Below are 25,418 nucleotides of genomic sequence, written 5' to 3'. Positions count from 1 at the left end.
TCAGTAGCTGACCACCACGTCCAGCAAAGCCTGCTGCCCGTTGCGCGTCGCGGCCAGAGCGCGCGCGATGGCGTCGGGCAGATCGGCGCCATCCTCGACCCGCTCGGCATGGGCGCCGTGGGCGCGGGCGATAGCGGCATGATCCGGCATCGCTGCCAGCTGGGTGATCGGCATGGTGTTGGCGGTGGCCGCCTTGCCATCGGGATACATGTACAGCGTCGATCGCCGCACCGCGTTCCAGATGCCGTTGTTGAACACCACCGTCAGCAGCGGCAAACCGTGCGAGGCGGCGGTCTGATGGCAGGCGACCGGATTGGCAAAGACATACGATCCGTCGCCAATGCAGGCGATCACCTGCCGTGAGCGATCGGCCAGCTGCGCGCCGAGGGCCGCGGTCAGACCCCAGCCCAGCCCGCCCGACAGCGGCGACGAGAAATAGGTCTTCGGCGCGTCGAAATCCATCACCGTCGGATCGAAACCCAGTTCGTTAAAGAAGGTCGTGTTGTCATCCGCCGCATCGCTCAGGCACTGACTGACATAGGCCGGGTTCATCGGTCGCCCTTTGCCCTGCTGCACCCGCTTCGCCACGGCCTGTGCCTGCTCATCGCGGAACGCGGCGACGCGCGCGCGCCGTTCGGCATGATCGTCGCCGGTCGCCGCCGCATCGAGGGCGTCAGACAAAGCCTGCAGCGTCGCCTGCGTGCCGCCACCCAGCGAGATATCCATGTCGAAACTGCGCATCGGCACGGCGCGGAATTGCGGGTCGGGACCAAGGCCCACCACCACGCAGCCTTCGGGCGGCGAGACATGGTCCGACACCCACGGCACCATCGCGTTGACGGCGACGATCACGTCGGCATCCCTGACCCAGGGCGTGGGGTCGCGCCCGGCATGCATCGGATGCCGGGTCGAAAGCGCCTGCCGGGTCGACCAGTATTCCACCACAGGAAGCGCGTGTTTCTCGGCCATGCTGGCCAGCGGCTCGAACCCGGAATGATGATCGGGGCTCTGCGTGATGATCACCGGGCGCTTAGCCTTGGCCAGCAGGTCGGCGACATGGGCGACCTGCGCGGCATCGGCGGCGGCATAACGCGTCGGCGCGACCGAAGGCTTGGACTGCGCCTGCGATCCCGGCACGGCCTCGGCCAGCACTTCGCGCGGCAGGCTGACATAGACCGGGCCGCAGGGCTCGCTCAGGGCGATGCTCATCGCGCGGTCTATGACGGCTCCGGCCTGTTCGGGATAGCGCAGTTCATAATCCCATTTGACGACCTCGCGGATCATCGCCGCCTGATCGCGCATCTCCTGCCCCCAGTGGATCGGGCTGGATCGGCTGCCGAAGCGGTTGTTTTCGGTCAGCGGGGTCCGGCCCGAGCACATCAGCAGCGGGATCTGTTCGGACGCGGCGTTGACGATGCCCATCACCGAATTGGCAAGGCCCACATTCACATGCACGATGACCCCGGCGGGCTTGCCCGCCATCAGGTAATAGCCATGCGCCATGCCCAGCGCGACGCCTTCATGGGTGATGATGACCGGCTCGGGCATATCGATGCCGGTTTCAGGCGCGCGGGCATAGGCCTCGATGATCGAGGGGAAATCGGTGCCGCCATTGGCAAACAGGACATCGACCCCGGCGGCTTTCATCCGGCTCAGGACGTCTTCGGCGGCGATCACGCCTTCGGGGGGCTGGTATTTCATGGCGCTCTCTTTCCCGGTCAGGTGATGCTGAGGGTCTTGGTGACCAGATAGGCGTCCAGCCCCTCGACCCCGACTTCGGACCCCATGCCGCTTTCCTTGACGCCGCCGAACGGCACCTCGGGCATGGAGATGTTGAACGAATTGATGCCCAGCATTCCGGCCTCGATATCGTCGGCAAGCCGATGGATCGTGGCAACATTCTGCGAAAAGGCATAGGCGGCCAGACCGTAGGGCAGGCGATTGGCCTTTTCGACCGCGTCATCCACGCCGCTGAACCGGTTCAGCACGGCGACGGGACCGAACGGCTCTTCGGACATGATGCGGGCGCTGTCGGGGACATCGGCCAGCACGGTGGGGGCATAGAAAAACCCCTCATTGCCAAGACGCTCGCCCCCCGCCAGCAATCTTGCCCCGTGGTCGAGGGCATCCTGAACAAGCGCCTCGATCGCGTCGCGGCGACGCGCATGAACCATCGGGCCCATCCCGGTTTCGGCGTCCAGCCCGTCGCCGACGCGGATGCGCTTTGCCCGCTCGGCAAAGCCGTCGCAGAAAGCGTCATACGAGGCGTCCTGCACATAGAACCGCGTGGGCGACACGCAGACCTGCCCGCTATTGCGGTACTTGCGCTGCACGGACTGGTCCAGCACCGCCTGCTGGTCGGCATCGTCGAAGACCAGAACCGGCGCATGGCCGCCCAGTTCCATCGTCGTGCGTTTCATCGTGTCGGCGGCCAGTTTCACCAGATGCTTGCCCACCGGCACCGATCCGGTGAACGAGATCTTGCGGATGATCGGTGAGGCCAGCAGATGGCGCGAGATCGTATCGGGCACGCCGAAAACCACCGCGATCACCCCGGCTGGCACACCGGCCTCGACCAGACAGCGGGCGACGGCAAGGGCGGCGGCGGGCGCTTCCTCGCCGGGTTTGTAGATCATCGGGCACCCCGCGGCGAGCGCGGTGCCCAGCTTGCGGCAGGCATTGCCGATGGGAAAGTTCCAGGCCGAGAACCCGGCGGCAGGCCCGACCGGCTGTTTGTGGACCGAAAAGCGCGTCTCGCCAAAGCGGCCCGGCGGCACGCGGCCCCAGGTGCGACGCGCCTCTTCGGCGAACCATTCCAGTTCCTCGCAGGCGACATGCAGCTCGATACGCGATTCAGCCAGCGGCTTGCCCATTTCCAGCGTGGCCAGGCGCGCGACCTCTTCCCCGCGGTCGTGCAGCAGATCAGCGGCGCGCTTCAAGATGCGCCCGCGTTCGCGCGGACTGGTCTTGCGCCAGCGGGGAAATTCACGCTCGGCCGCAGCCAGCGCGCGGTCCAGATCGGCGGCACTGGCATGGGGGACATGACCCACCGCGCGCCCGGTGGCCGGGTTGATCACCGGCGAGGTCTCGCGCGCATCGGCGCCGATCCACTCCCCGTCAATCAGAAGCTGCGGCGCCACGTATCGGTGTGCACCCTCGGGCGATGCGCCCGCCTTTGTCGACATGGTCATTGCAGCCCTCCCAGACGCACGGCCATCCGGCTGTGACCGATTCCACTCCCTTTTGTTATAAGGAAACCTTACAAAGTCAAGTGCATACCATTTGCCGAGCATGCTGCTGAGGCGATGGCGCCAATCGCGAGGGACAACGTGAGAAACGCGGCAAGAAAGCCCCGATCTCCGGGACACCGGACACGACCTGACACCAACAATAAAGTCCAAAAAATAGGGATTTACTGCGCAGGACGGTCCCGTTCTCGTCGTTATACTTCAGCGGCATTTTTCGTCCATATCAAAGTTTATTATACATTGTATTTTTATTGACCGCAGACCGAAAGATATACATTTTGGGCCAACGGCGGCGCCACACCGCCATGGGAGGAGCCACGATGAAATTCTACTTCATGCACCTGATGCCCTATGCGGATCTGGACCAATCCTATGATCAGCACCACGATTCCGCCTGGGTCACTCTTCCCAACACCTATTACGACCCCGAGAAGGGCCACGCGCTGTACAACCGGTATCTGGACGAGCTGGAATACGCCGACACGCTGGGCTTCGACGGCATCTGCGTGAACGAGCATCATTCGAACGCTTACGGCCTGATGCCGGTGCCCGCCGTGATGGCCGGCGCGCTAGCGCGGCGCACCAAGAATGTGAAGATCGCCGTACTGGGCCGCGCGCTGCCGCTGGTCAATAACCCGCTGACCATCGCCGAAGAATTCTCGATGATCGACAACATCACCGCCGGGCGCTTCATCGCGGGCTTCGTGCGGGGGATCGGCGCGGAATACCACGCCTGGGGGGTGAACCCCGCCTTCTCGCACGAACGCTTCCACGAGGCGCATGACCTGATCCTGCAGGCCTGGACCCAGCCGGGGCCCAGCGCTTTCGAGGGCAAGCATTACGAATTCCCCTATGTGAACGTCTGGCCCCGCCCCTATCAGAACAAGCCGCATCCGCCGATCTGGGTGCCCAGCCAGGGGTCGACCGAAACCATCGAATGGGCCGCCCATCCCGACCGGCGCTATACCTATCTGCAGACCTTCGCCGCGACCTCGGTCGTGTCGAAATACATGCAGATGTACAAGGACGTCGCGCGCCGCCACGGCTACGAGGCGACCGAGGATCAGCTGGGCTGGTCGCTGCCGGTCTATGTGGGCGAAACCGACGAACAGGCCTATGCCGAAGCGCAGCCGCATATCGACGCCTTCCTGCAGAAGTTCCTGCGGATGCCGATGGAGATGCTGCTGCCGCCCGGCTACACCTCGGCCCAGTCGATGATGGGCGCGATGAAGGCCAAGGCAGGGCATTCAAAGAAACAGACCATCGACAGCGTGATGGCCGAAGGCAAGTTCATCTGCGGCAGCCCGCAAACCGTGGCCCGCAAGCTGACCGAAGCCTACCGCGAAATCGGCTTCGGCCATCTGCTGACGATGCTGCAATTCGGCACGCTGCCCGCCGATCTGACGAGGAAGAACATGGACCTGTTCGCGACCGAGGTCATCCCCGAGCTTCGCAAGGCCGGGGCCGATGCCACCCTGCAGACGGCCTGAGGGCAACACGGTGAAATTCAACTTCTTCCACCTGATGCCCTATCCCGATTTCGACCGCGAACCGCATGAATGGCCGGTCAGCACGCAGGGCATCGACAGCAGCCACATCACCGGCCTATACCGGACCTATGTCGATCAGCTGATTGAGGCCGAAACCAGCGGCTTCGACTGGATCGGCTGTAATGAGCATCATTACAGCCCCTACGGCCTGAACCCCAATCCCAACCTGATCGCCAGCGCACTGGCGATGCGGACGGACCGGGCGAAGATCGCGGTGATGGGCAACCTGCTGCCGCTTCTGAACCCGGTGCGAGTGGCGGAAGAATACGCGATGATCGACGTGATGAGCGGCGGGCGACTGATCGCCGGTTTCCTGCGCGGCATCCCGCATGAATATATCGGCTACAACGTCCCGCCCGATGAATCGCGCAGCCGTCTGCGCGAGGCGACCGAGCTGATCCTGAAATGCTGGACCGAGGACGAGCCCTTCGGCTGGGAGGGCGAGCACTACCAGTTCCCCGCCGTGTCGATCTGGCCAAAGCCGGTGCAGAAACCGCATCCGCGCATCCTGATGTCTGCCTCGAACGCGGAATCGGCCGAATTCGTGGCCAAGATGCGGGCGATCATGGGGATCACGCTGATCCAGAACCTTGATGCGGCCAAGGAAGCGATCACCCATTTCCGCAAGGTCTCGAATGGCTATGGCTGGGATCCGACGCCGGACGATATCCTTGTTGGTCAACAATTCTGCCTGTGCGACACGGATGAGGAAGCGCACGCGGTCATGGCCTCGGCGCAGGACTATTTCCACCAGACACTGATGCGGCCCCAGCGGTCGGCGCAGCAGCTGGTACTGCAGCAAAGCCGCTATTACACCGGCTCGGATATCGGCGAGAATTTCCAGAAGCGGCTGGCGACCTTGCGCGCCCGCAACGTGCAGGAACAGATTGATGCCGGGTCGATCATCTGCGGCGGTCCGGACAGCGTGGTCAGACAGATCAGGCGGCTCAAGGACGAGCTGGGCTGCGGAATCATCAACCTGACGATGAAGGTCGGCAACATGCCCGACAGCGTCGTGGACCGGGGCATGGCCTTGTTCCGCGAGCGGGTCGTGCCACAGGTTGCATCCTTGTGAGGAAAGCCATGAGCTATCGGATTGAACGCGCCACGCTTCCGGGCGGGGCGATCGACTATCATATCGCGGGCACGGGAAAGCCCGTTTTGTACCTGCACGCGGCGGGCGGGGTTTCTATCTCGAAGCCGATGGAGGCGCTGGCGCAGACCCACACCGTCTATGCCCCGGTCACGCCGGGCTTTGACGGCACCCAAAGCCTGCCGGGGATAGACAGTGTGCTCACCTATGCCGCCTTTGTCGGTGATTTCGCCGAAGCGACCATTGGCGCGCGGTTCGATGTCATCGGGTCGTCCTTCGGCAGCTGGGTCGCCATGTGGCTGGCGGTCCTGCGGCCCGACATGGTCGATCACCTGATCCTTCAGGTCCCGGCCGGGTTTCGCTTCGACGGCAAGGGCGGTCTGCCCGATGATCCCGCTGCCCGGATGAAGGCGCTGTATGCCCATCCCGACCGCATCACCGCGCCGCCCAAGCCCGGCCCGGTCATGGCCGCCAACCGCCTGACCTATGAGGCGATGGCGGCGCTTCCCGCTGGCGCCACGGTCGACGAAGCCCTCAACGCCCGGCTGGCCGAGATCAGCGCGGTGACGCTGATCCTGCTGGGTACCGAAGATCCGGTCGTCCCCGCTTCGGCCGGCGCGCATCTGAAGCGGCACATCCCGGTATCGCAGCGCAGCTTCGTCTTTGACGCCGCGCATGCCATCGAATCCGATCAGCCGGACAGGGTTTCGCGGCTCTGGACCGAGTTCCTCGCCCGGGGACAGGGCTTTGTTCTCAATCGCGGAGCCGCTGCATGAGCCATATCGGTGCACCGATCCGCCGCAGGGAAGATCTGCGGCTTCTGGCCGGTCAGGGGAAATACGCCGATGACCGGCAGGACGCGGGCATGGTCTATGCGGTTTTCGCCCGCTCGCCCTATCCGCATGCCCGGATCCTGGGCGTCGATACAAGCATGGCGCGCGAGGCCGAGGATGTGCTGCTGGTCCTGACGGGCGACGATCTGGTGCAGGCCGGGTTGCAGCCGATCCCGCATGCCATCGGCAGTTCGAAATTCGGCGCGGATGTGCGGCTGGCGAACCGCGACGGCTCAGAACGTGCCCGCACACCGCATCTGCCGCTGGCGACCGACAGGGTGCGCCACATCGGCGAAGCCTATGCGGTGGTGATCGCCCGCACGCTCGAAGCCGCCAAGGATGCCGCCGAGCTGATCGACGCCGATTGGGACGAATTGCCCGCCGTCACCAGCGCCCTGAAGGCGCTGGAACCCGAGGCGCCGGAACTGTGGGACCATGTTTCCGGCAATCTGGCGCTTGAGGCGGAACTGGGTGACAGCGCCGCCGTGGAATCCGTCTTTGCCAAGGCCGCCCATCGCGTGCGTTTCGTCAGCCAGATCAACCGCGTGACCGGCGTGCATATGGAGCCGCGCACGGCCTCGGCGGAATACGATGCCGATACCGGCCGTTTCACCGTCCATTGCTCGGGCGGCGGCGGTGTTGTGCAGATCCGCGAGCATATCGCGGCCTCGCTGGCGGTGCCGCTGGAACAGGTCCGCATCAGGGCGCCCGAGGATGTCGGCGGCAATTTCGGCACCCGCAACGCCACCTATCCCGAATGGGTGGTGATCGCCCACGCAGCGCGGCTTATCGGGCTGCCGGTGAAGCATCAGGTCGAACGGGTCGAAGCCTTCACCACGGATTTTCAGGCCCGCGACCTGCATGTCGATACCGAACTCGCCCTCGATGCCGAGGGGAATTTCCTCGCCCTGCGTTGCGTCAACACCTCGAATATCGGCGCGCATACGGTGTCCTATACGCCCCTGAACAAGGGCGTGCAGCTGATGACCGGGCTTTACCGCATCCCCGTGGTCCATGCCGTGGCGCGGGCGGTCATGACCAACACGCTGCCGACCATCCCCTACCGCAGCGCCGGACGCCCCGAGGCGATGTATGCCATCGAGCGGCTGGTCGATCTGGCCGCGCGGCAATGCGGGTTCGACCGGGCCGAGCTGCGCCGCCGCAACATGATCCCGGCCGATGCCTTTCCCTATGCCAATCCCTTCGGCGTGACCTATGACAGCGGCGATCATATCGCGGCGATGGAGAAAACGCTGGAGATGGCCGATCTGGCCGGGTTCGAGGATCGGCGCGCGGAATCGCTCAAAAAGGGCCTGCGTCGCGGCCTCGGTTTCGCCAATTACATCGAAGGCACCGGCGGTAACCCGCGCGAACGGGCCGAGATCACGCTTCGCCCGGAAGACGGCATCGCCGAGGTGATCCTTGGCACGCAGGATACCGGACAGGGCCACCGCACCGCTTTCGCGCAGCTTGTCGCCTCGTGGCTGGGGCTGGAGGTCGAAAAGGTGGTGATCCGCTCGGGCGATACCGATTTCGTGCTGGCCGGCGGCGGCTCGCATTCCGGGCGCTCGCTACGGTTCGGCAGCATCGTCATGGATCAGGCGTCAAAGCGGGTGATCACGCGCGGCAAGGCGATCTTCGCCGCTTTGCACAATGTCCCGCCCGACGACGTGACCTTCGCCGACGGCTATTTCCGTCACCCCGGCGGCAACGCGGTGCTGCATCTGTTCGAGATGGCCCGCGCCGCCGAGCAGGATCAGACCCTGCCCGATGACCTGAGAGGGCCCGTCGTGGAAAGCTGCGACGAGATCACGGCGGGGCTGGCCTTCCCCTATGGCTGCGCGGCCTGCGAGCTGGAAATCGACCCCGAGACCGGCGCGCTGGAGATCCTGCGCTATACCTCGGTCGATGATGTGGGCCGGGCGCTGAACCCGATGATCATCGACGGCCAGACGCATGGCGGTATCGTGCAGGGCGTCGGTCAGGCGCTGTTTGAAAGCTTCGCCTTCGACCCCGAAACCGGACAGGTGCTGACCGCGTCCTTCATGGATTACCAGATGCCGCGCGCCACGGATTTCCCCAGCTTCGACACCGCCATCAGCGAAGTGCCCGCCACCAGTCACCCAATGGGCTTTCGCCCCGGCGGCGAAGGCGGCACAACGCCCGCGCTGGCCGTAGCGATCAACGCCGTGGTCGATGCGCTGGCCCCGCTGGGCGTAGACCATGTCGAAATGCCAGCCACCCCGCTGCATATCTGGCAGGCGATAGAGGCCGCGAAGGAGCAAAAGCCATGAGCGACGAAATCGACGTAAAGCGCGACGGCGGCGTCCTGCGGATCGTGCTCAAGCGTCCTGAACAGGGCAACGCGCTGACCCCGGCGATGACGGCGGCGATCACCGATGCGGTGATAACGGTCCATGCCGAAACCCGCGTGATCGTCCTGACGGCAGAAGGCAACGATTTCTGCACCGGGCGCGTGGCCGCGATGCCCAAGCCCGGCACACAGGCCACGGCAAACGACCTGCGCGCGATGATTTCGGACCCGGTGCTGGATTTCTACGACGTCCTGCGCAACGCCCCGGTGCCGGTCCTCGCCCGCGTACAGGGCAAGGCGGGGGGCGTGGGCTGCGCCTTGGCGGCGCTGGCGGATGTCGCGGTCGCCGCCGAAAGTGCGGTCTTCGTGGTGCCCGAGATGAACCACGACATCGCGCCGACATTGGTAATGGACGCTTTGTGCGACCGGGTATCGCGCGCGACCTTGGCGCGACTGGTCCTGACCCGCGATCCCGTCAGCGCGACCGAGGCGCTGGAAATGGGCGTGATCGGCAAGGTGGTTGCCGATGCCGATCTCGACGCGGAAGTCGAACGGCTGGCCGCGCAGCTGGCCAAGAACTCGGCCGCGACGGTCCGCGCGATCAAGGCGTTCCTGATCCGCGCGCCGGAATCCTCGCATGCCACGCGCAAGGAACTGGCGGCGCTGCTGAACGCCACCGCGACGGCCGAGAAATTCCGCTGAGGCGGGGCTAAAGCGTCAGGCCCGGGACCACATGCGCCTGCAATTCGGCGCGGGTCTCGGGCGTCAACTTGATCATCGCGCGTTTACCCAGATCGAAATCCAGCGCGATGGATTGCATCGAGCCATAGATTTGCCCACTGACCGGATTCAGCATCCAGTGGATCAGCGATTTGACATGCCCATCGACGCTGGCCAGCCCCGAGCGGATTTCGAACACGTCGCCCGCGCGCGGCCAGTCCAGATGCAGCACCCGGAACTCGACCACCGCGCCGCCCATCTGCTCCACCGGGGTGGCGGTGGTGCGCGAGACGATCTCGCGCAAGGGCGCCGTCAACGACCGGATGCCGTCCGACACCGCCCCGATGAAGCCCGGCGCCGCCATGCGCCCGAAAGCGTCCAGCTTTTCCGTCCCGATCGCCCCGGCGGCGATGCACATCAGTCCTTGCGCGCGGTTGATGTCGGCGGCGCTCTCGACCGGGCCATCCGCTGTCCCGCGCGGCAGGGCGTTGTCGGGCACCGCGACACGCACGGGATCAAAGCCCGCAGGCCAGGGATGCAGCGTGGTGGCATCCGCGCTGTCGGCATGGTCCAGCGCGATGCGGAAGGTCGCCTTGACCTCGCCGCTGCGAAGATCCTCCATCACCAGCACGGCCTGCGCGCGGGCCTCGTCATGCGCGAAGAAACCGCCCCGCATCCGCAAGGGCGCGGCCAGCAGCGCCTCGCGGTGGAACCGGATATGCATGTCGCGGATCACCGGCGTAGTCGGCGCGGCGGGGGCATACAGGCCCGGCAGACCGCAGCGCGCGAACAGCATGACCAGCCCTTCGCAGGCACGATGGACATAGAAACGCGTGTTCATATGCCCGTTTTCGTCGCATTCCCAGGCATTGACGCCACCGCGCCAGACCTCGACCAGTTCACTCATGTCCTGCCCTCTCGCCCCCTGCCGATAACCCGCTGCGGACTTTCCCCAATCCGTACACGTTTTTTCGTATCAGCACCCCTGATATGAGGCAACGGCCTTGACCGGGTTGCGATGTCTGCTAGCCATATAAAAAGACATTCAACGATGTTGAATGGATCGGCCACATTCCGGGAGGGGATCGATGACCGACTATCTGGTCTGCGACGAAAGCGACATCGCCGAGGGCGGGCGCAGAGTGGTCCAATGCGGACAGCACGAAATCGGCATCTTCCGCATCAAGGGTCAGCTTCATGCGTGGCACAATATCTGTCCGCATCGTCAGGGGCCGATCTGTCAGGGCCATATCTATGCCCGCGTTATCGAGCCGGTGGATGAGCGCGGACAGGTCCGGCTGCTGCAATACGATGAGGGCGACCAGCATGTGGTCTGCCCTTGGCATGGCTACGAATTCAATCTGGAAACCGGGCGCTGCAACGGGAATGACCGGATGAAGCTGTTCCGCGCCGAAATCGCCATCCGCGACGGGGCCATCCATGTCATTGTCTGAGCCCGCCTCTGACCATGCCCCTGACAGCGCAGGCCGCAACGATCCTTTCGCCTGGATCGACGACGCCGCGCGCCGGATCGAGGAAGACAGCCGCGCGCTGACCGAAACCGGCGAGGCGGCGCGGGTCTCGGACGAGGCCGTGGCGCAGCTGATGACCGCCGCGATCCGCCTCTATGCCGCCAAGAGCGACGGCGAGGAACGCACCTTTCGTCCTCTGACGGGACAGGGTGATGTCGTCTCACCGACCGAGGCCCTGACCGCCCTGTCCGAGGTTCTGCGCGCGCTGCATCTGGGCCCGATGGAGCTGGCCCTGTGGTATCGCCGCCGCCCCGACGAAGACTGAAATCCAACCGGAGTTCTGCCATGGATGCCACGACACCCCAGCGCGCCACCGACTTGCCGGTGCAGGAAATCGACGTCACCACCGATACCCGCGATATCCTGGCCCATGCGAACCAGGGCGCGAAGAAACGCGGGCTGCAGGATTGGCTGATCTGCGATGTCGACGCCCATCACGTCGAAACCGTCAGCTGGCATGAACTGGTCGAGTATATCGAGGACCCGGTGATCCGCCATCAGGCGATGCTGTTCCACAAGGAAAAGCTGGGCGGCGCGCCCTATGGGCTGAACGGCGATATGGGGCTGAAATATCAGGATGTCGGCGGGCGTATCCCGCATCAGGCCAGCCTGCGTGAAAAGACCGAACCGGGCACGCACCGCGATGTCACGCTGACGCGGCGGGCGATGCAGTCGCTTGGCGTGGATTACATGGTGCTGTTTCCTACGCCGATGCTGACGCTCGGCCTGCATCCGCAGCCGGAAATGGAAGTATATCTGGGCCGCGCTTATAACCGCTGGCTGATCGACAAGGTGCTGAGCGTCGATAGCCGCATCAAGACGCTGGCCTATCTGCCCTTCAACGTCCCCGCCGAGGCCGAGCGCACGATCGAGGAATTCGCCGATAAGCCCGGCGTCATCGGCTTTTGCGTGCCGTCCACCCGACACAAGCCGGTGCATCACAACGATTACATGCGCACCTATGCGATGCTGGAAGAACGCGGCCTGCCGATCGCCTTCCACGCCGCCTATCACTGGCAGGATGCGTCGCTGGCGACCGTCAACCGGTTCCTCGGGATGCATGCGCTGGGCTTTGTGTGGTGCAACATGGTCCACATGACCAACTGGATTCTGAACGGCATCCCCGAGCGTTTCCCCAAGCTGAAAAGCATCTGGGTGGAAAGCGGGCTGGCGTGGATCCCGTTCCTGATGCAGCGGCTGGACGATCAGTACCTGATGCGCCCGTCCGAGGCGCCGCAGCTCAAGAAACTGCCCAGCGCCTATATGCGCGAGAATTGCTGGTACACAACGCAGCCGATGGAAACCAGCAACATGAAGGCGCTGGAACTGACGCTGGAGATGATCAACGCCGAGTCCCAACTGCTGTTCGCGTCCGACTGGCCGCATTTCGATTTCGACCTGCCGCAGGAGATCTACGATCTGCCTTTCCTCAGCGAACAGGCAAAGCGCAATATTCTGGGGCTGAACGCGGCGAAGCTGTTCAATCTGGACCCGACGCCGGTCAAGCGCCTCTGACGCGGTCCATCAGCCCCTCGGGCGCGGTATCGCCGGCCCATGCCACGAACTGGTCGGGGCGGATCAGGATCAGCGGTACGCCGTAGGCCTCGCGCGCGGCTGCGCCGGTGTCGCGGATCAGCCGCAGCGGAACGCCTGCCTTCGCGGCCTGTGCCTGCAACGCGATGATCGCAGCGGGATCGGCATCGGCCAGCGCCAGCAGCGCATGGTCCGCCCCCAGTCCATCGAACACATTGCGCCCGTCCGACAGAGGTTGCGGCGCTAGGTGGTGCCCGGCGCGCGCGCGCATCTCGTGCCCGCCCAGCGACGAAGGCGCGCCGGGCGCGCCGTCGACAAGGAGCGAGCCCTGATAATGCGGCTCGAAGGCTGTCACCTCGCTGGTATCGGCGCTGCGCGCGTCCCAATGCGCGGTGAAATCCGCCAGATCGCGGTCGGGCGCGTGGTTGCGCAGAAAATCCCGGTCCTCGCGGATGAACTTGGCGATGAAATCCTTGATGGTCGAGGCAAAGACGCCGTGGCGTTCGGTGTGATAGCTGTCCAGCAGCGCCTCGGTCCCCCAGCCCTGCAACTTGGCGGCCAGCTTCCAGCCCAGATTGGTCGCGTCCTCTAGCCCGCTATTGATACCGTAGCCGCCATAGGGCGGGTGCGAATGCGCAGCATCCCCGGCGATGAAAACCCGGCCCTTGCGGTAAGCGTCGGCCTGCGCAAAGCGCATGTCCCAGAAACCGACGTAATCGAGGGTCAGATCGAAGGGCTGCCCCACGGCCTCGTGAAGGAAGGCGGGGAAGTCGAAATTCTCGGCCGTCGTGCCGGGCGGCACCGGGGCGTGGAAGAACCACGACCTGCCGTGATCAACGCGGCCGAAGAACAGCCAGTAGCCATCGTATTTCGGGTTCAGGACGCTGTAGAACGCCTTGCCCGGATAGCGCTTGAGCAGATCGTCCAGCTCGACCGAGGTAAAGACCACCAGCGCCATCAGGCGGTTATGGTCCTCTTGCGTCTGCGTAATGCCTGCGGCCTGCCGGGTGAAGGAATGGCTGCCGTCGCATCCCACCAGATACCGCCCGCGCAGCACGCGCTGCGCCTCGCCCTGCCGTTCGGCGATGGTCAGCGACACGCCCGCCTTGTCCTGGGTCAGTGCCACCCCCTGCCAGCCGTAAAGGATGTCGACGCCCGCGACCTCGGCCGCGCGGCGGCGCAGGATCGCTTCGGTGGTGTATTGCGGCAGGCGCAGGTTGCGGGTGAAATAGAAATCGCGAACCTTCGAGCGGTCCAGCCAGTTGTAATGGTACTCCGACAGCAAGGTGCCATAGACGGTCAGCCCGCCGATGCCACCGCCTTTCGGCACGCTCAGCGCCGCCTGCATCTCTTCCTCGCAGCCCCAGAAATGGAAATGCTCGGTCGTGCGCTGGGTCAGGTTCTGCCCCTTGGGCACCGGCTGCGGCGTCGTGTAACGTTCGACCACGCAAACCCGCACGCCCCGCTGTCCCAGCTCGATCGCCAATCCCATCCCCACAGGACCGCCACCATTGATGACAACGTCATAATCCGGCTGTTCGGTGAGCGACGGGTGATCGTCCGGGGTGCGTGGCATGGATTGCTCCTTCGGGATGGGAACGGCAAAGCCCCGCGCCCTGAGAGATGAAATCAGGCCACGAAACGCGCCGCATCGGCGTGGGATACGACGTTTAACACTGTAACAATCTGTTTGACAGTGGGCGTGTCACTGGCCCGAAGAAAGGCCCATCCGGCCCCGATTCCGGCGCCGCGATCAGGCCACGCGTCTCAGCGCCCGTGATTTGGGGAACAAAGAAACGGGAACCGGCGCCGCAAGGGCCGCGCCGGTTCTGTCTGGTTACCGGACCGCCGGTTGCACCTCGCCGCGCAGATCGGCCACGTCCGAGGCCGAGACCGGCGCCGCGTCGTTGCTCCATGCCGAGCGCACGAAGCTGGCAAGGGCTGCGACCTCGTCATCCGACAGACGCTCGCCGAAACCCGGCATCTGCAGCCGATAGGGACGCAGTTCCGTCGAAGGCAATTGCGAGCCCGCAAGGATCATCGCGATCAGGCCGGTTGGCCGCTCTGCCGTCACCAGCGAATTGCCGTCGAGTTCCGGGAACACCTCGTCCGCGCCCCGGCCATTCACGAAGTGACAGGCGTTGCAATTGTCGAGATACAGACGCGGGCCCAGCGCCATGTCGGGATCGGCGGCGGTCAGCAGCTGTTCGGTCTGGGTCGGCTCGGCGTCGTCGCTTGTCCCGGCGCGCGGGGCGTCAGGATCGTTCAGACCGACCAGAAAGGTGCCGATCGCCATCAGATCGTCATCGGTCACGAACTGCGTCGAGTCGCGCGCCACAAGCTGCATCTCGCCGTTCAGCGCGGCATGGGCGTTGCGGGCCGTGCCGAGGATCATCGCAACGTCTTCCGCGCTCCATCCACGGATCGCGCTTTGAGGGCCGCGCAGCGGAGGCGCCGTCCAGCCCGCGATCTCGCCCCCGGCGAGGAATTCGGGATCGCTTGCGCGCAGACCGGCCTGCGCCATGACGGTATTGCGCGGCGTATGGCAGGCCGAGCAATGGCCGGGGCCCTCGGTCAGGTACTCGCCACGCGCCAGAACGGGATCGTCGTATTGCGGCGTGAAACCGGGATCGTCCAGCGCGACCCATTTCCACAGCCGCAGACCCCAGCGCTGGTTGAACGGAAAGGCAAGCGCCGTTTCCTCGACCTGCAGCCGCACGGGTTCGACATCGTTCATGAAGTAGTCGTACATCGCCCGCAGGTCTTCTTCGCTGACCTGCCGAAAATTCGCGTAGGGCATCGCGGGATAAAGCTGCGTGCCGTCCGGGCGCACGCCGTCATAAAGCGCGGCCCGGAAATCGGCGAGGGTCCAGTTGCCGATACCGGTTTCCGGGTCCGGCGTGATGTTGGTGGAATAGATCGTGCCCAGCGGGCTTTCGATCGCGCGGTTGCCGGCAAAGGGCTCGCCTCCCTCGGCGGTATGGCAGGCCATGCAATCGGCAAGGCGCATGGCGTATTCGCCATGGCCGTCCTCGGGTTGCCAGTCATCGGCCAGCGCGGTCTGCGCGGGGGTGCGCTGAACCGGGACATAGATGATAGCCAGCAGCACCAGAATGCCGATCACGACAAGGGCGGCGATTGTTTTCAGGAAGATGCGCATTGTCAGTCCTCCTCAGACCAGGGGCCGCGGATCGGGCAGATAATCGTTGATGATCGCGTCCGCCGCCCAATAGGCCAGCGCGCCCACCGCGCCGGTCGGGTTGTACTGGATGTTCTGCGGGAACGCCCCGGCGCCCAGCACGAAGACATTGTGCTGTCCCCAGGCCTGCAGATAGCGGTTCACGGCCGAGGTATTGGGATCGGTCCCCATGATCGCCCCGCCCACATTGTGGGTGGTCTGATAGGGGCGGATATCATAGCGCGCGCCCTCGGACTTGTAGCCCGACCGCCAGCTATCGGGCTCCATCGCCTGCGCGATCTCCTCGATCTTGGAGCGCATGAACTGGGTCATACGGATATCGTTGGGCTTCCAGTCGAAGGTCATGCGCATCAGCGGACGCCCATGCGGATCGGTATAGGTCGGATCGAGATCCAGATAGCAATCGCGATAGGACAGGTTGGACCCGTGCGAGCCAATCGACATCGCGTGGCCGTACCACTCGCCGATCCCCGCCTTCCACTCAGCCCCCCACGAGGGCGTGCCCGCCGGCAGCGAGATCCCGCGGATCGGCTGACCGTTGGACAGCCCGGCGGTGATATAGCTGCCGCCGATGAATCCCTCGGCCGCGAAGTCGATCTGGTTGATGGCGAAATCGTCGATGCTGATGCCTGACGAGCCCGAGGCGGCGAAGGGATTGAACTCGACATCGCGGTAGAACAGCGTCGTGCCGCCGGTCATCTGATAGGCGTAGTTCTTGCCCGTCACCCCTTCGCCGGTGCGCGGGTTATAGGGCTCGCCGATGCCCGACAGCAGCATCAGATGGACATTGTGCAGCTGATAGGCGGCAAGGATCACCAGATCGGCGGGCTGGGTGACTTCTTCCTGTGCCTCGTCGTCCCAATAGGTAACGCCGGTCGCCGTTCGCCCGTCGGCGGCCAGATTGACGCGCAGCACCTCGGAATTCACCCGGTACGAGAAATTGTCGTAACGCTTGAGCGCATCGAGGATGCAGGTCTGCGGCGAGGCCTTGGAATAGTTGATGCAGCCATAGCGTTCACAGAAACCGCAGAAATTGCACGGGCCAAGCTGCATCCCGTATTCGTTCGTCCATGCCGCCGAGGCATTGGCGGCCGGGCGCGGGAACGGGTGATAGCCCATCGAGGCCGCGGCCTCGCCGAACATTTGCGAATCCACCTGTTGCGGCAGCGGCGGCAGGGGATAATCCCGGCTGCGCGGCGCTTCGAACGGGTTGCCCCCGGCGATGATCTCGCCGTTGATATTGCCCGCCTGCCCCGAGATACCGGCCATGTATTCGAACCGGTCGTAATAGGGTTCCAGCTCTTCCGCCGTGACGCCCCAATCCTGAATCGTCATGTCCTCGGGGATCGTGTCGGCGCCGAAATTCTCTTCGACATAGGACCGCAGGTTGTATTCGTTGGCCATCGGCCGCCATGTCTGGCCGTTCCAGTGGATCCCGGCCCCGCCGACACCATCGCCGGGCAGGAACGACCCCAGCCGCCGCATCGGCTGCGCCACCTCGTCCAGCGAACGACGCACGGTAATGGTGGAATTGCGCGGCTTTTGCATGAACCCAAAGCGGATCCCGTATTTCAGTTCGTCAATGACGTTGGGATACTGGAAATCGGGCACGGTGCTGCGGTCGGGCCCGCGCTCGAGCGCAAGGATATCCAGCCCTTCCTTGGCCAGTTCGATCCCCATGATCGAGCCGGTCCAGCCCAGCCCCACGATGACGACGTCTCTTTTCGGATCTGTGCGTGCCATGGTTCAGGCCCTCTCGCCGGCGATATTGACGGGGCCGAGGCGGTATTCTTCGTTCCGGCCCACCCATTCGAGATAATTGGCGCGCGCGCCCGGATAGCCGATATAGAGCCATGCCTGCATCCCGGCATTGCCGCCATACATCGGGTCCGCGAAATAGCCTTCCTTGGTGTTCTGCACCAAGAGCGACCAGAATTCGAGCAGCTCGGGCCGCAGCTGAGGTTCGCCCTGCGACAACGCGGTCAGCGCGGCGTCCTGCGCCTGCGCGTCGAGGTCGGCAAAGCTTCCGCCCTGATTATCCACGCACCACGCGTCAAAGGCGGCAATGCCCTCGCGGTAGATCTCGGACGGGGTCAGCGGCGACTGGATGCCCAGATTGGGGTCCGCATCGACGTCGAACGGCCCCTCCATATAGAGATCGGCGGCGGCACCGAACGGCCCTGCAAGCTGGCGGTCGATAAAGACCGGCACCCGCGTTTCGATCGCGCCGGGGCCGTCCCCGTCAGAGGGGATGATCCGCGCCGTCGCGGCCATGATGAAGGCCCACTCCGCGGCATTCAGGAACGTGGGTTCGTATTCGTCGAGCGGGACAAGGTTTTCCTGCGCCTGCAACGGCATCGATAGGCTGGCAAGCGCCGCCACCGATGCGGTACCGCCAAGAAACCGGCGTCGGGTGGCATGAAGAAATCTGGGGGTCATCGGGCATCCTCCGTCTGACGTGAAACGTGCTGGAAAGGCGGGGACGGCCAGAAGGGAAGGCTGCTCAGGACGACGGTAAAAACTGCGCGCCTTGGGCTTTTTGAAAAGTCTTCGCGATCAGGCATTGCCGCCCGCGATGGCAGCGAATCCCCGGAAAGGCATGGGCTCCTCTGGTGTGATCAGAGTTATTGGGCGCGGTCTGACCGCGCAGGCGCTCTGCGGGTCAACGCGGGCGCCGCCGTCCGGGTTCCTGTTTTTTTCAACTTCTTTCAAAAGCCCGTGCGCTACTGGAACTTCCTTTCCCGCAGCAGGCTGTTGAATTCCTCGCGCGTGCGCAGCGGCCGCATCTGTTTCGTCAGCACGTTGCGCGCGTTGAACCAGACCGTGCCGCGCTCGTCGTCGCTTGTGACGCTGAACGTCTTGGACGCACCGACGATCCGCTCGGCCTGACCCGAGATCGCAACGACCGAAATCGTCACGCTGTCGATCTGCTCGAAGAACCATTCCTCATCCAGCCGGATACGCGCCCGCCGGACCAGATCGTTGAGCGAGCCGATATCGACCGTCTGCCCCGGTTGCAGCGTGCCCCGGTTGGTGCGCGACATCGGGTTGTCGGTCTCATCCTCGCTGATCTCGTCACGGTCGGTGACGATGGTGCGCGACATATGATCGTCGCGGACCAGATCCGCGACGATGCCCTGCACATACAGAGCGCCAGAACTCAGATTGGTGACCAGACACCGCGACTGCGCGCCCTTCGCCGCCCCCAGATCAATGTGAATCACACTGCGCGACTGGCGGCGATGGCTGATCAGGAAGATCTGCAGATAGACGACCCAGATCACCACCATCGCCGCGTTGAGCACCGCGTTCACGACCTGAATATGGTCGGACAGGAATTGCAGCATGGTGGGCGGACCTCCCTGGGCCGGGTTTCGGGGCACGATACCGGGGGCAACCACCGCCGCGCGGTTTGGTTTCATGGCGCGCCACGTACGGCCCCTGTGGCGCGCAGGACAGGCCGCTGTCAGGCCGTGTCCTCGGCCGCCTTGCGCTCTTCGGCTTGTTCTGCGGCCCAGACGCCTGCGGCTTCGACGGCAACAGGGGACGCGCTTGGCAGAACGCCGAGATAGCTTTCCGTCTCGCTCACCGGCGCTGCGGCGCGCTGGGTCATGCGGTAGAGCGCGTACAGCGCGATGACGCCGAAAGTCCCGCCAAGCACCAGCCAGAACGCGTACGGCCCAAGGGATTGCATCGCCCAGCCCGTGGCCAGCGGCCCGAGAATGGCGCCGATCCCGAAGGTCAGCACCAGCCCGCCCGAGGCCGCCGGCATATCCTCGGCCGGAAGCGAGTCGTTGGTATAGGCAAGAAAGAGAGCATAAAGCGGCGTCGTGACGCCCCCGGCGAAGAAAGCGGCGGCCATCAGCGCCCACAGATTGTCCCCGGCCATCCACGCAAGGCCGCAGCAGACAAAGCCCAGAGCCGCCGCGCCGAAGATCAGCCTGCGCCGGTCCATCCGGTCGGACAGCCAGCCGATGGGATATTGCAAGACCAGCGCCCCGGCAAAAAGCATCGCCACGAACAGCGAAATCTGCGCCGCGCTCAGCGCGATCTGCGACCCGAAGACGGCGCCCATGCCCGATTGCGTGGCGTAGACGCTGCCCAGAAAGAAGATCCCGACGGTGCCGAGGGGTGAGCTGTTGAACAGCGTGCGCAGCGGCATAGGTCTGGCCACCTCGGCTGCCGGGACGGGTGATACCGACAGCAGGATCGGCGCGAACGAAATCGACACGAAGATCGACGCTCCGATAAACAAGGCCGACGAGGCCGCGTCGCCCAGGGTCAGCAGGGCCTGCGCGCCGATGATGCCCAGCGTCTGCGCGATCATGTAGGCGGCCAGCACCTTGCCCCGGTTTTCGTTCGTCGAAGCATCGTTCAGCCAGCTTTCCGCCGTCACGTAAATGCCTGACATGCAAAAGCCGATCAGCACGCGCAGGATCGTCCATATCCACGGCTCGGTCACCAGCGGAAAGGCGATCAGACCCGCCGACATGAAGCTACCGAGCGCCGCGAAGACCCGCACATGCCCGACCCGCCGGATCATGATCGGGCTCACGCGCGCGCCCGCAAGGAAACCGGCGAAATAGCCAGAGGTCACGACCGCAAGTTCGCCCGCCGAGAACCCCTCGATTCCGCCGCGCAGGCCGATGAGCGTGAAATGCATGCCGTTGCCCAGCATGATCAGCACGACACCCAGCAGCAGGGCCCAGACCCCGGACAGTACCTGAATCACGCGACTACCTTCCCGTTGGCGAACACCCGTCCCGCCAACTGTAACAGCCGGTTTGTTTCATGCGAGCGTCTCGATACGACGCAAAGAGGTCACCCCGCGCACGTCTGCTCATCAGTTAGCGGGTGCATGGAAAATCCGCTTCGGGGACGGATAACGCGCGCGCGGAGGACGGAAAGCCGGTGGCGAGATCGCGTCAGCGCAGCAACGGGCCGGTCTGATCCAGATAGGCCGGATCGAACTCTGCCAGATCGACCAACCCGCGATAATCGTGAATCGTCACCTGCCCGTCCCGAAAGGTCACCAGACCGGCTTCGCGCAATTGCCGCAGCACGCGGTTCACATGGACCGCACTCAGCCCGAGCGCGTCGGCAAGGTGGTATTGCGTGAGCGGGCAGGCGTAGCCCTCTTTGCTGCCCAAACCCACCAGCGCCAGCCGCGAGGCCAGTTCCAGCAGGAAATGCGCCATGCGGGCCTCGGCGTCGCGCCGACCGATCCCGACAAGGTGCTCGACCACCATAGCCTCGTCCCGCGATGCCGCCCACAGAATCGCGGTGGCAAGACGCGGCGTCTGCGTGAAAGCGTCAAGAAGATCGCTGGTCAGGACTTCAGCCGCCAGAATGTCCATGACAGGCTCGAAACTGTGGTCAGAGGCGCGCAGCAATACGCTGCGCAATCCGAGGAAATCGCCGGGCACCTGAAAATCGACGATCTGCCGCGTGCCGTCCGGCTGGATCTTGTAGGAACACACCCAGCCCGCCGACAGGATATAGGCGGCCTGACCTGACTGCCCCTGATGCGCCATATCCTGACCGGCCAGAAAGGACCGCCGCCGCCCGTGCAGACGCGCCAGCACCGAAAGCTCGGCCTCCGACAAGGCGACAAAGGCCGAGAGTTTGCGGGTGAGCGGGCTTGGTGCCGCCGTGGCCATGGCGCGCGCCTTTCATAAGCGGATAAAGTGCCGGGAACGACGTGCAGACTGCTTTCGATCAGCCCGGCATCGGGCCCTTCATGCGAAAAGGGCGAACGCGTCGGGCCGTGCTGCCGGAACGCGACACGCTGAAAGGACCCCATCGGATGTCTATGTCAAGCGACGCTGCAGGACTGGCCGCCCTTTCCATCTGCGAGTCCCTGCTTTTAGCGATAAACGACTGCGGCTTGCTGCCCGGGCACGAGATCGTGGGGATCCTCCGCGACGCGGCGGCCACGCATGAGAACACTTCCTTCAACGGCCCCCAATCAGAAATGCACAAGGCCGCCGCGGCGCTTATCAACCAGATCATCGCAGCAGAGACGCCGATGCGCACTCCGCCCGCGGGCCTCAGCCAACCCTGAGGAAAGCGGGCCCGCCGGAGTCACGCGCGGTGCGCCCCCGGCGCATACCGCAAAATCCCGGCCGTTGCCCCCGCCGAAAGCGGAAAGGCAAAGGCCGTGATTCTCAGGGCCGCAATGCCCCGCCCATCCCTCAGATCGAAGGCGGTTCTGCCTGATCTGCGGGACGGGTCGCGGCAGGCGCTTACAGCTCAAGCTCTGCGAGACAGGCTTGCGCAATGTCGCGGTCGGGCTCGTCGGTTCCGGGGACAGTGGCCCATCCGGTCTCCATCAGCACGACGCGCCGCTGATAGGTCGACGCAGCGCGGATCAGTTCCAGCTTTGCCGCCCGCTCGGGATCAGTGCGCGCCATTTCAAGGCAAACGGGCACCATGGCGGCGACGACATCGTCATGGGCCATGGTCATGGCCCTCTCGCTCGACGTGCCGCCAGTCACCCAGCCGCCCCAGGTAAACCCGACGACGCCAACAACGATCGCACCGGCGACAGCGCCATAAAGCGCGGGTTTGATCCATTCGGGAGTGTTCATTTCATATCCTCTGACGGGGAAAGCGCCGCCTCGCTATGGTCGGTGGTGGATTTCCGGTCAAAGCCCAGCGCCATGTCCAGATCGCGTTCGCTGATCGCGCGCAGCTCAGAGCGCCCCGCCATGCGACCCCTGCCGTTCACGGCCAGATAGGTCGCCGTCTTGCGATAGGCCTCGAAGCTCAGGCCTTCCAGACGCTCTTCCTCGACGATCACGTCGTACGTGCCGGCGGGCAATTCGTCCGGATAGCCGGACAGAAAGAACGGGTGATCGAAGGTTACAGTCGTCGTGGTCGAGCGCATGGCCATCGCTGGTCTCCGTGCTGCGTGCAGGGGGCCGTCACCGGGCCCACCTTGCGCCGATTTACGGCAAAGACGACCCGGCCTGCTGGTATGGCCGCTTATAACGGGCGACCGGGCGACGCGGGCTGACCCATGTTAGCGCAGCTATCAATGACAGCCGCGCCAACCCGGACCGAAACCGCATCGCGAGAGCAAGAAAACAGCAAGATAGCGGGGCGTCAGACTGATCTGCGTCAGCCTGCACAGCGCGTGACTGCGCTAAGACTGGATGCAACCAAAGTTCCTTTGGCCGCGCCCGGCGAAGGACTTTCCGTTTCTTCCGCCATACCGCGATCCGAAGCGCCATAGAAGGTGGAAACGACCATGTCCGTGACAAGCCCGCTGAACCCCAACGACCCCGCCTTCGAGCGGTTTCTCTTCGCCTCGGTCGGTGAAGACATGAACGGCGCCAAGGTGACCATGCTATCGGTGCTGGCGCGGCTGAATCTCGATCCGTGGGAAGAGGCCGCAGGGCTCGCCGCCTCGCGCCGCGACGCGGCGGTGTCGCGCCTGGGGATGCTGTTGTCGCGGTGCCGCGACGTCCCCGCGCTTGCGACCGGCAATAGCGAGGTCGCGCGTAAGCTCGCCCCTCTGCTTCCGGGGTCCGCACCGGCCAGCGCGGAAGGCGACGACACGCGCAGGAAACTGACCTTTTCGCCCGCAATCCTCCTGACCGCGGCCATCGTGACGATGATCCTGCTCGAGCTTGTGTTTTCCGGCACATGGGGCGGCGTCTGAATGACGCCGTACCCCACACGGAGCACCGCCCTCGACCATGCCGCGCATAGATCGGGACTGCCCTCACCGCTGGATCAGAAGATCCTGTGGGACCTGGAACAGCGTTTCTGGACCGGCGACACCGAAAGCGTGCGCGCGACAATGGCAAACAACGCGATCATGATCGTTCCCTATCCGCCCGGCATTCTTGAGGGCGACACGATCTGGCACGGCGCCAAGCGACGAGGCGGATGGCAATCAATCATCATGGCCGAGCGCCGGGCAACGGAATGCGGCGACGTTGTCATCCTCAGCTATCGCGCCACGGCAGAGAAGCCCGACCAGCCTCTGTATCGCGTCCTGTGCGCCTCGACCTATCTCAGCGACGCGGGCGGCTGGCTGCGACTGTCGCATCAGCAAACGCTTATGGCCTGATCCGCCCCGCCGGGCATGCTGCCGATCGTGCCGCCGGTCGCCCTGTCACTCGCTGCAAGCCGCGTGTCAGAACGCTACCTGATCGCCGCCTTTCAGCGCGAGGATCGCGCGCGCCTCGTCCGGCGTGGCGATTTCATGGCCGAGCTCCTCGACCAGACGGCGGATCTTGGCGACCTGCTGGGCGTTCGATTCCGCCAGTGCCCCGCGCGAGATGAACAGGCTGTCCTCCAGACCGACGCGCACATGCCCGCCCATCTGGCTGGCCGTCACCGCCATCGGGATCTGCGCCGCCCCCGCCGCCAGAACCGACCAGCGGTACTGATCGCCGAACAGCTTGTCGGCGGTGCGCTTCAGGAACACGAGGTTCTCGACATCCGCGCCGATCCCCCCAAGGATCCCCAGCACGAATTGCAGGAAGATCGGCGCCTTGAAATGCCCCTGATCCATCATGAATTTCAGGTTGTAGAGATGGCCCACATCGTAGATCTCGTGCTCGAACTTGATCGCGTGCGGCGCCAGCGTCTGGGCCGCTTCCTTGATGTCCCGGAACGTGTTGCGGAAAATATTGCCTTCCGAGCCCTCGACGTAATCCTTCTCCCAGTCGAATTTCCACTCGCTGTAGCGCGCCGCCAGCCCGTGAAAGCTGAAATTCAGCGACCCCATGTTCATCGAGCACATCTCGGGCGAGAAGGTCTTCGCGGGCGCGATCCGCTCCTGGATCGAAGCGGTCAGCGAGCCGCCGGTCGAGATGTTCACCACCGCATTCGTCGCCTGCTTGATCCGCGCGAGGAAGGGCGCGAAATCGTCGGGGTTGATCGAGGGCGCGCCGGTTTCGGGGTTGCGCGCGTGCAGATGCAGGATCGCGGCCCCGGCCTCGGCCGCAGCGATCGCCTGCTCGGCGATCTGGTCATAGGTGTAAGGCAGGGCGTCCGACATGGTGGGCGTATGGATCGCCCCGGTCAGGGCGCAGGTGATGATGGTCTTGGGTTTGCGGGCCATGTCAGGCCTCCTTCTTGGCAAGGCCGCTCACACGACGGCTGAGCGGGAAAAGTTCAACGCCCCAGCGGTCACGCAGAAACCCCCAGAGACCGCGTGGCGCGAAAAGCATGATGACCATGCCACGGCGCCGCGCGCGATCAAGCACAACCTGCCGACCCCGCGCGCCCTCCCCGCGTCTTTCACTTTGTTGGAAATACTCCGCGGGGGTCCGGGGGCGCGAAGCCCCCGATTCCCCGCTCAAACCGTCGCGCCTTTCTAGGTGTTCAGTCCCGGCAACTGGTGGATCGGATCGACATTGAAACTGTCTGGCTCTGAAG

Annotated in this window: 24 protein-coding genes; 11 read left to right on the top strand and 13 right to left on the bottom strand. The window is 64.5% G+C overall.

The genetic code is table 11. From position 1 onward, the window contains the following. Positions 1 to 1,701, bottom strand: a complete 1,701-nt coding sequence (locus JI664_RS14980; RefSeq protein WP_207014573.1) for a thiamine pyrophosphate-requiring protein — start codon at positions 1,699 to 1,701, stop codon at positions 1 to 3. Between the two features lie 17 nt (positions 1,702 to 1,718). After that, complete coding sequence (locus JI664_RS14975; RefSeq protein ID WP_286174114.1) at positions 1,719 to 3,191, bottom strand: NAD-dependent succinate-semialdehyde dehydrogenase; 1,473 nt, start codon at positions 3,189 to 3,191, stop codon at positions 1,719 to 1,721. A 377-nt stretch (positions 3,192 to 3,568) separates the two neighbouring features. Between JI664_RS14975 and JI664_RS14970 the strand changes: the two genes are divergently transcribed. The 5 genes from JI664_RS14970 to JI664_RS14950 are packed head-to-tail and all read left to right on the top strand — an operon-like array spanning position 3,569 to position 9,740. Then, complete coding sequence (locus tag JI664_RS14970) at positions 3,569 to 4,738, top strand: LLM class flavin-dependent oxidoreductase (RefSeq protein WP_207014572.1); 1,170 nt, start codon at positions 3,569 to 3,571, stop codon at positions 4,736 to 4,738. A gap of 10 nt (positions 4,739 to 4,748) precedes the next feature. Further along, a complete protein-coding gene (locus JI664_RS14965; protein ID WP_207014571.1) occupies positions 4,749 to 5,873 on the top strand; it encodes an LLM class flavin-dependent oxidoreductase in 1,125 nt (374 codons plus the stop codon). Positions 5,874 to 5,881: 8 nt separating this feature from the next. Further along, entirely contained in the window at positions 5,882 to 6,667 is a 786-nt protein-coding gene (locus tag JI664_RS14960; protein WP_207014570.1) for an alpha/beta fold hydrolase, read from the top strand. Then, positions 6,664 to 9,018, top strand: coding sequence for a xanthine dehydrogenase family protein molybdopterin-binding subunit (locus tag JI664_RS14955; RefSeq protein ID WP_207014569.1), 2,355 nt, complete (start codon positions 6,664 to 6,666; stop codon positions 9,016 to 9,018). The genes JI664_RS14960 and JI664_RS14955 overlap by 4 nt, the downstream gene beginning before the upstream one ends. Next, on the top strand, positions 9,015 to 9,740 hold the full coding sequence (locus JI664_RS14950; protein WP_207014568.1) for an enoyl-CoA hydratase/isomerase family protein: 726 nt from the start codon (positions 9,015 to 9,017) through the stop codon (positions 9,738 to 9,740). The genes JI664_RS14955 and JI664_RS14950 overlap by 4 nt, the downstream gene beginning before the upstream one ends. Before the next feature lie 7 nt (positions 9,741 to 9,747). Here the strand turns inward: JI664_RS14950 and JI664_RS14945 are convergent, their stop codons facing one another. Continuing rightward, on the bottom strand, positions 9,748 to 10,665 hold the full coding sequence (locus JI664_RS14945) for an acyl-CoA thioesterase (protein ID WP_207014567.1): 918 nt from the start codon (positions 10,663 to 10,665) through the stop codon (positions 9,748 to 9,750). 181 nt (positions 10,666 to 10,846) lie between these two features. On the opposite strand from JI664_RS14945, the gene JI664_RS14940 reads away from it, so the two are divergent. From JI664_RS14940 to JI664_RS14930, 3 genes are read left to right on the top strand one after another with little or no spacing between them, the layout of a single operon-like run. After that, a complete protein-coding gene (locus JI664_RS14940; protein ID WP_207014566.1) occupies positions 10,847 to 11,212 on the top strand; it encodes a Rieske (2Fe-2S) protein in 366 nt (121 codons plus the stop codon). Then, positions 11,199 to 11,555, top strand: coding sequence for a hypothetical protein (locus JI664_RS14935; protein ID WP_207014565.1), 357 nt, complete (start codon positions 11,199 to 11,201; stop codon positions 11,553 to 11,555). The genes JI664_RS14940 and JI664_RS14935 overlap by 14 nt, the downstream gene beginning before the upstream one ends. A 20-nt stretch (positions 11,556 to 11,575) precedes the next feature. Beyond that, a complete protein-coding gene (locus tag JI664_RS14930; protein ID WP_207014564.1) occupies positions 11,576 to 12,805 on the top strand; it encodes an amidohydrolase family protein in 1,230 nt (409 codons plus the stop codon). Here JI664_RS14930 and JI664_RS14925 read toward each other — a convergent pair. From JI664_RS14925 to JI664_RS14895, 7 genes are all read right to left on the bottom strand, one after another. After that, positions 12,792 to 14,399: an FAD-dependent monooxygenase gene (locus tag JI664_RS14925; protein WP_207014563.1), complete on the bottom strand. Its 1,608-nt coding sequence runs from the start codon at positions 14,397 to 14,399 to the stop codon at positions 12,792 to 12,794. The two genes, JI664_RS14930 and JI664_RS14925, sit on opposite strands and share 14 nt — an antisense overlap. Positions 14,400 to 14,660: 261 nt before the next feature. Further along, complete coding sequence (locus JI664_RS14920) at positions 14,661 to 15,983, bottom strand: cytochrome c (RefSeq protein ID WP_207014562.1); 1,323 nt, start codon at positions 15,981 to 15,983, stop codon at positions 14,661 to 14,663. Positions 15,984 to 15,995: 12 nt separating this feature from the next. Next, positions 15,996 to 17,765 (bottom strand): GMC family oxidoreductase, encoded by a 1,770-nt coding sequence (locus tag JI664_RS14915; RefSeq protein WP_207014561.1) that lies wholly within the window; start codon positions 17,763 to 17,765, stop codon positions 15,996 to 15,998. Between the two features lie 3 nt (positions 17,766 to 17,768). After that, on the bottom strand, positions 17,769 to 18,461 hold the full coding sequence (locus JI664_RS14910) for a gluconate 2-dehydrogenase subunit 3 family protein (protein WP_207014560.1): 693 nt from the start codon (positions 18,459 to 18,461) through the stop codon (positions 17,769 to 17,771). 284 nt (positions 18,462 to 18,745) lie between these two features. Further along, the gene (locus JI664_RS14905) at positions 18,746 to 19,444 is read right to left on the bottom strand and encodes a hypothetical protein (protein ID WP_207014559.1); all 699 of its coding nucleotides are present in this window, start codon (positions 19,442 to 19,444) and stop codon (positions 18,746 to 18,748) included. Between the two features lie 44 nt (positions 19,445 to 19,488). Continuing rightward, positions 19,489 to 20,754, bottom strand: a complete 1,266-nt coding sequence (locus JI664_RS14900) for an MFS transporter (RefSeq protein WP_207014558.1) — start codon at positions 20,752 to 20,754, stop codon at positions 19,489 to 19,491. A gap of 193 nt (positions 20,755 to 20,947) precedes the next feature. After that, positions 20,948 to 21,682 (bottom strand): Crp/Fnr family transcriptional regulator, encoded by a 735-nt coding sequence (locus tag JI664_RS14895; RefSeq protein WP_207014557.1) that lies wholly within the window; start codon positions 21,680 to 21,682, stop codon positions 20,948 to 20,950. A 41-nt stretch (positions 21,683 to 21,723) separates the two neighbouring features. Here JI664_RS14895 and JI664_RS14890 point away from each other — a divergent pair, with 41 nt between their 5' ends. Continuing rightward, a complete protein-coding gene (locus tag JI664_RS14890) occupies positions 21,724 to 22,086 on the top strand; it encodes a hypothetical protein (protein ID WP_414707740.1) in 363 nt (120 codons plus the stop codon). A gap of 181 nt (positions 22,087 to 22,267) precedes the next feature. Here the strand turns inward: JI664_RS14890 and JI664_RS14885 are convergent, their stop codons facing one another. Both JI664_RS14885 and JI664_RS14880 read right to left on the bottom strand, forming a co-directional pair. Then, on the bottom strand, positions 22,268 to 22,612 hold the full coding sequence (locus JI664_RS14885; RefSeq protein WP_207014556.1) for a hypothetical protein: 345 nt from the start codon (positions 22,610 to 22,612) through the stop codon (positions 22,268 to 22,270). After that, entirely contained in the window at positions 22,609 to 22,917 is a 309-nt protein-coding gene (locus JI664_RS14880; RefSeq protein ID WP_207014555.1) for a hypothetical protein, read from the bottom strand. Before JI664_RS14880 ends, JI664_RS14885 begins: the two co-directional genes overlap by 4 nt. Before the next feature lie 357 nt (positions 22,918 to 23,274). Between JI664_RS14880 and JI664_RS14875 the strand changes: the two genes are divergently transcribed. Next, positions 23,275 to 23,688 (top strand): hypothetical protein, encoded by a 414-nt coding sequence (locus JI664_RS14875; protein ID WP_207014554.1) that lies wholly within the window; start codon positions 23,275 to 23,277, stop codon positions 23,686 to 23,688. After that, a complete protein-coding gene (locus JI664_RS14870; RefSeq protein WP_286174113.1) occupies positions 23,689 to 24,102 on the top strand; it encodes a hypothetical protein in 414 nt (137 codons plus the stop codon). 66 nt (positions 24,103 to 24,168) lie between these two features. Here the strand turns inward: JI664_RS14870 and JI664_RS14865 are convergent, their stop codons facing one another. Continuing rightward, positions 24,169 to 25,101: a 3-keto-5-aminohexanoate cleavage protein gene (locus JI664_RS14865; RefSeq protein ID WP_207014553.1), complete on the bottom strand. Its 933-nt coding sequence runs from the start codon at positions 25,099 to 25,101 to the stop codon at positions 24,169 to 24,171. Positions 25,102 to 25,418 lie beyond the last annotated feature (317 nt).

This window comes from Rhodobacter sp. NTK016B (assembly GCF_017303295.1).
Classification (GTDB): Bacteria; Pseudomonadota; Alphaproteobacteria; order Rhodobacterales; family Rhodobacteraceae; genus Pararhodobacter.
This window is presented reverse-complemented; position numbering and strand designations above follow the sequence as displayed.

Coding starts and splice junctions, on each gene's coding strand:
- JI664_RS14980 (WP_207014573.1), bottom strand. CDS start 1,701: ATGAAATACCAGCCCCCCGAAGGCGTGATCGCCGCCGAAGACGTCCTG.
- JI664_RS14975 (WP_286174114.1), bottom strand. CDS start 3,191: ATGACCATGTCGACAAAGGCGGGCGCATCGCCCGAGGGTGCACACCGA.
- JI664_RS14970 (WP_207014572.1), top strand. CDS start 3,569: ATGAAATTCTACTTCATGCACCTGATGCCCTATGCGGATCTGGACCAA.
- JI664_RS14960 (WP_207014570.1), top strand. CDS start 5,882: ATGAGCTATCGGATTGAACGCGCCACGCTTCCGGGCGGGGCGATCGAC.
- JI664_RS14955 (WP_207014569.1), top strand. CDS start 6,664: ATGAGCCATATCGGTGCACCGATCCGCCGCAGGGAAGATCTGCGGCTT.
- JI664_RS14950 (WP_207014568.1), top strand. CDS start 9,015: ATGAGCGACGAAATCGACGTAAAGCGCGACGGCGGCGTCCTGCGGATC.
- JI664_RS14945 (WP_207014567.1), bottom strand. CDS start 10,665: ATGAGTGAACTGGTCGAGGTCTGGCGCGGTGGCGTCAATGCCTGGGAA.
- JI664_RS14940 (WP_207014566.1), top strand. CDS start 10,847: ATGACCGACTATCTGGTCTGCGACGAAAGCGACATCGCCGAGGGCGGG.
- JI664_RS14935 (WP_207014565.1), top strand. CDS start 11,199: ATGTCATTGTCTGAGCCCGCCTCTGACCATGCCCCTGACAGCGCAGGC.
- JI664_RS14930 (WP_207014564.1), top strand. CDS start 11,576: ATGGATGCCACGACACCCCAGCGCGCCACCGACTTGCCGGTGCAGGAA.
- JI664_RS14925 (WP_207014563.1), bottom strand. CDS start 14,399: ATGCCACGCACCCCGGACGATCACCCGTCGCTCACCGAACAGCCGGAT.
- JI664_RS14920 (WP_207014562.1), bottom strand. CDS start 15,983: ATGCGCATCTTCCTGAAAACAATCGCCGCCCTTGTCGTGATCGGCATT.
- JI664_RS14915 (WP_207014561.1), bottom strand. CDS start 17,765: ATGGCACGCACAGATCCGAAAAGAGACGTCGTCATCGTGGGGCTGGGC.
- JI664_RS14910 (WP_207014560.1), bottom strand. CDS start 18,461: ATGACCCCCAGATTTCTTCATGCCACCCGACGCCGGTTTCTTGGCGGT.
- JI664_RS14905 (WP_207014559.1), bottom strand. CDS start 19,444: ATGAAACCAAACCGCGCGGCGGTGGTTGCCCCCGGTATCGTGCCCCGA.
- JI664_RS14895 (WP_207014557.1), bottom strand. CDS start 21,682: ATGGCCACGGCGGCACCAAGCCCGCTCACCCGCAAACTCTCGGCCTTT.
- JI664_RS14885 (WP_207014556.1), bottom strand. CDS start 22,612: ATGAACACTCCCGAATGGATCAAACCCGCGCTTTATGGCGCTGTCGCC.
- JI664_RS14880 (WP_207014555.1), bottom strand. CDS start 22,917: ATGGCCATGCGCTCGACCACGACGACTGTAACCTTCGATCACCCGTTC.
- JI664_RS14875 (WP_207014554.1), top strand. CDS start 23,275: ATGTCCGTGACAAGCCCGCTGAACCCCAACGACCCCGCCTTCGAGCGG.
- JI664_RS14870 (WP_286174113.1), top strand. CDS start 23,689: ATGACGCCGTACCCCACACGGAGCACCGCCCTCGACCATGCCGCGCAT.
- JI664_RS14865 (WP_207014553.1), bottom strand. CDS start 25,101: ATGGCCCGCAAACCCAAGACCATCATCACCTGCGCCCTGACCGGGGCG.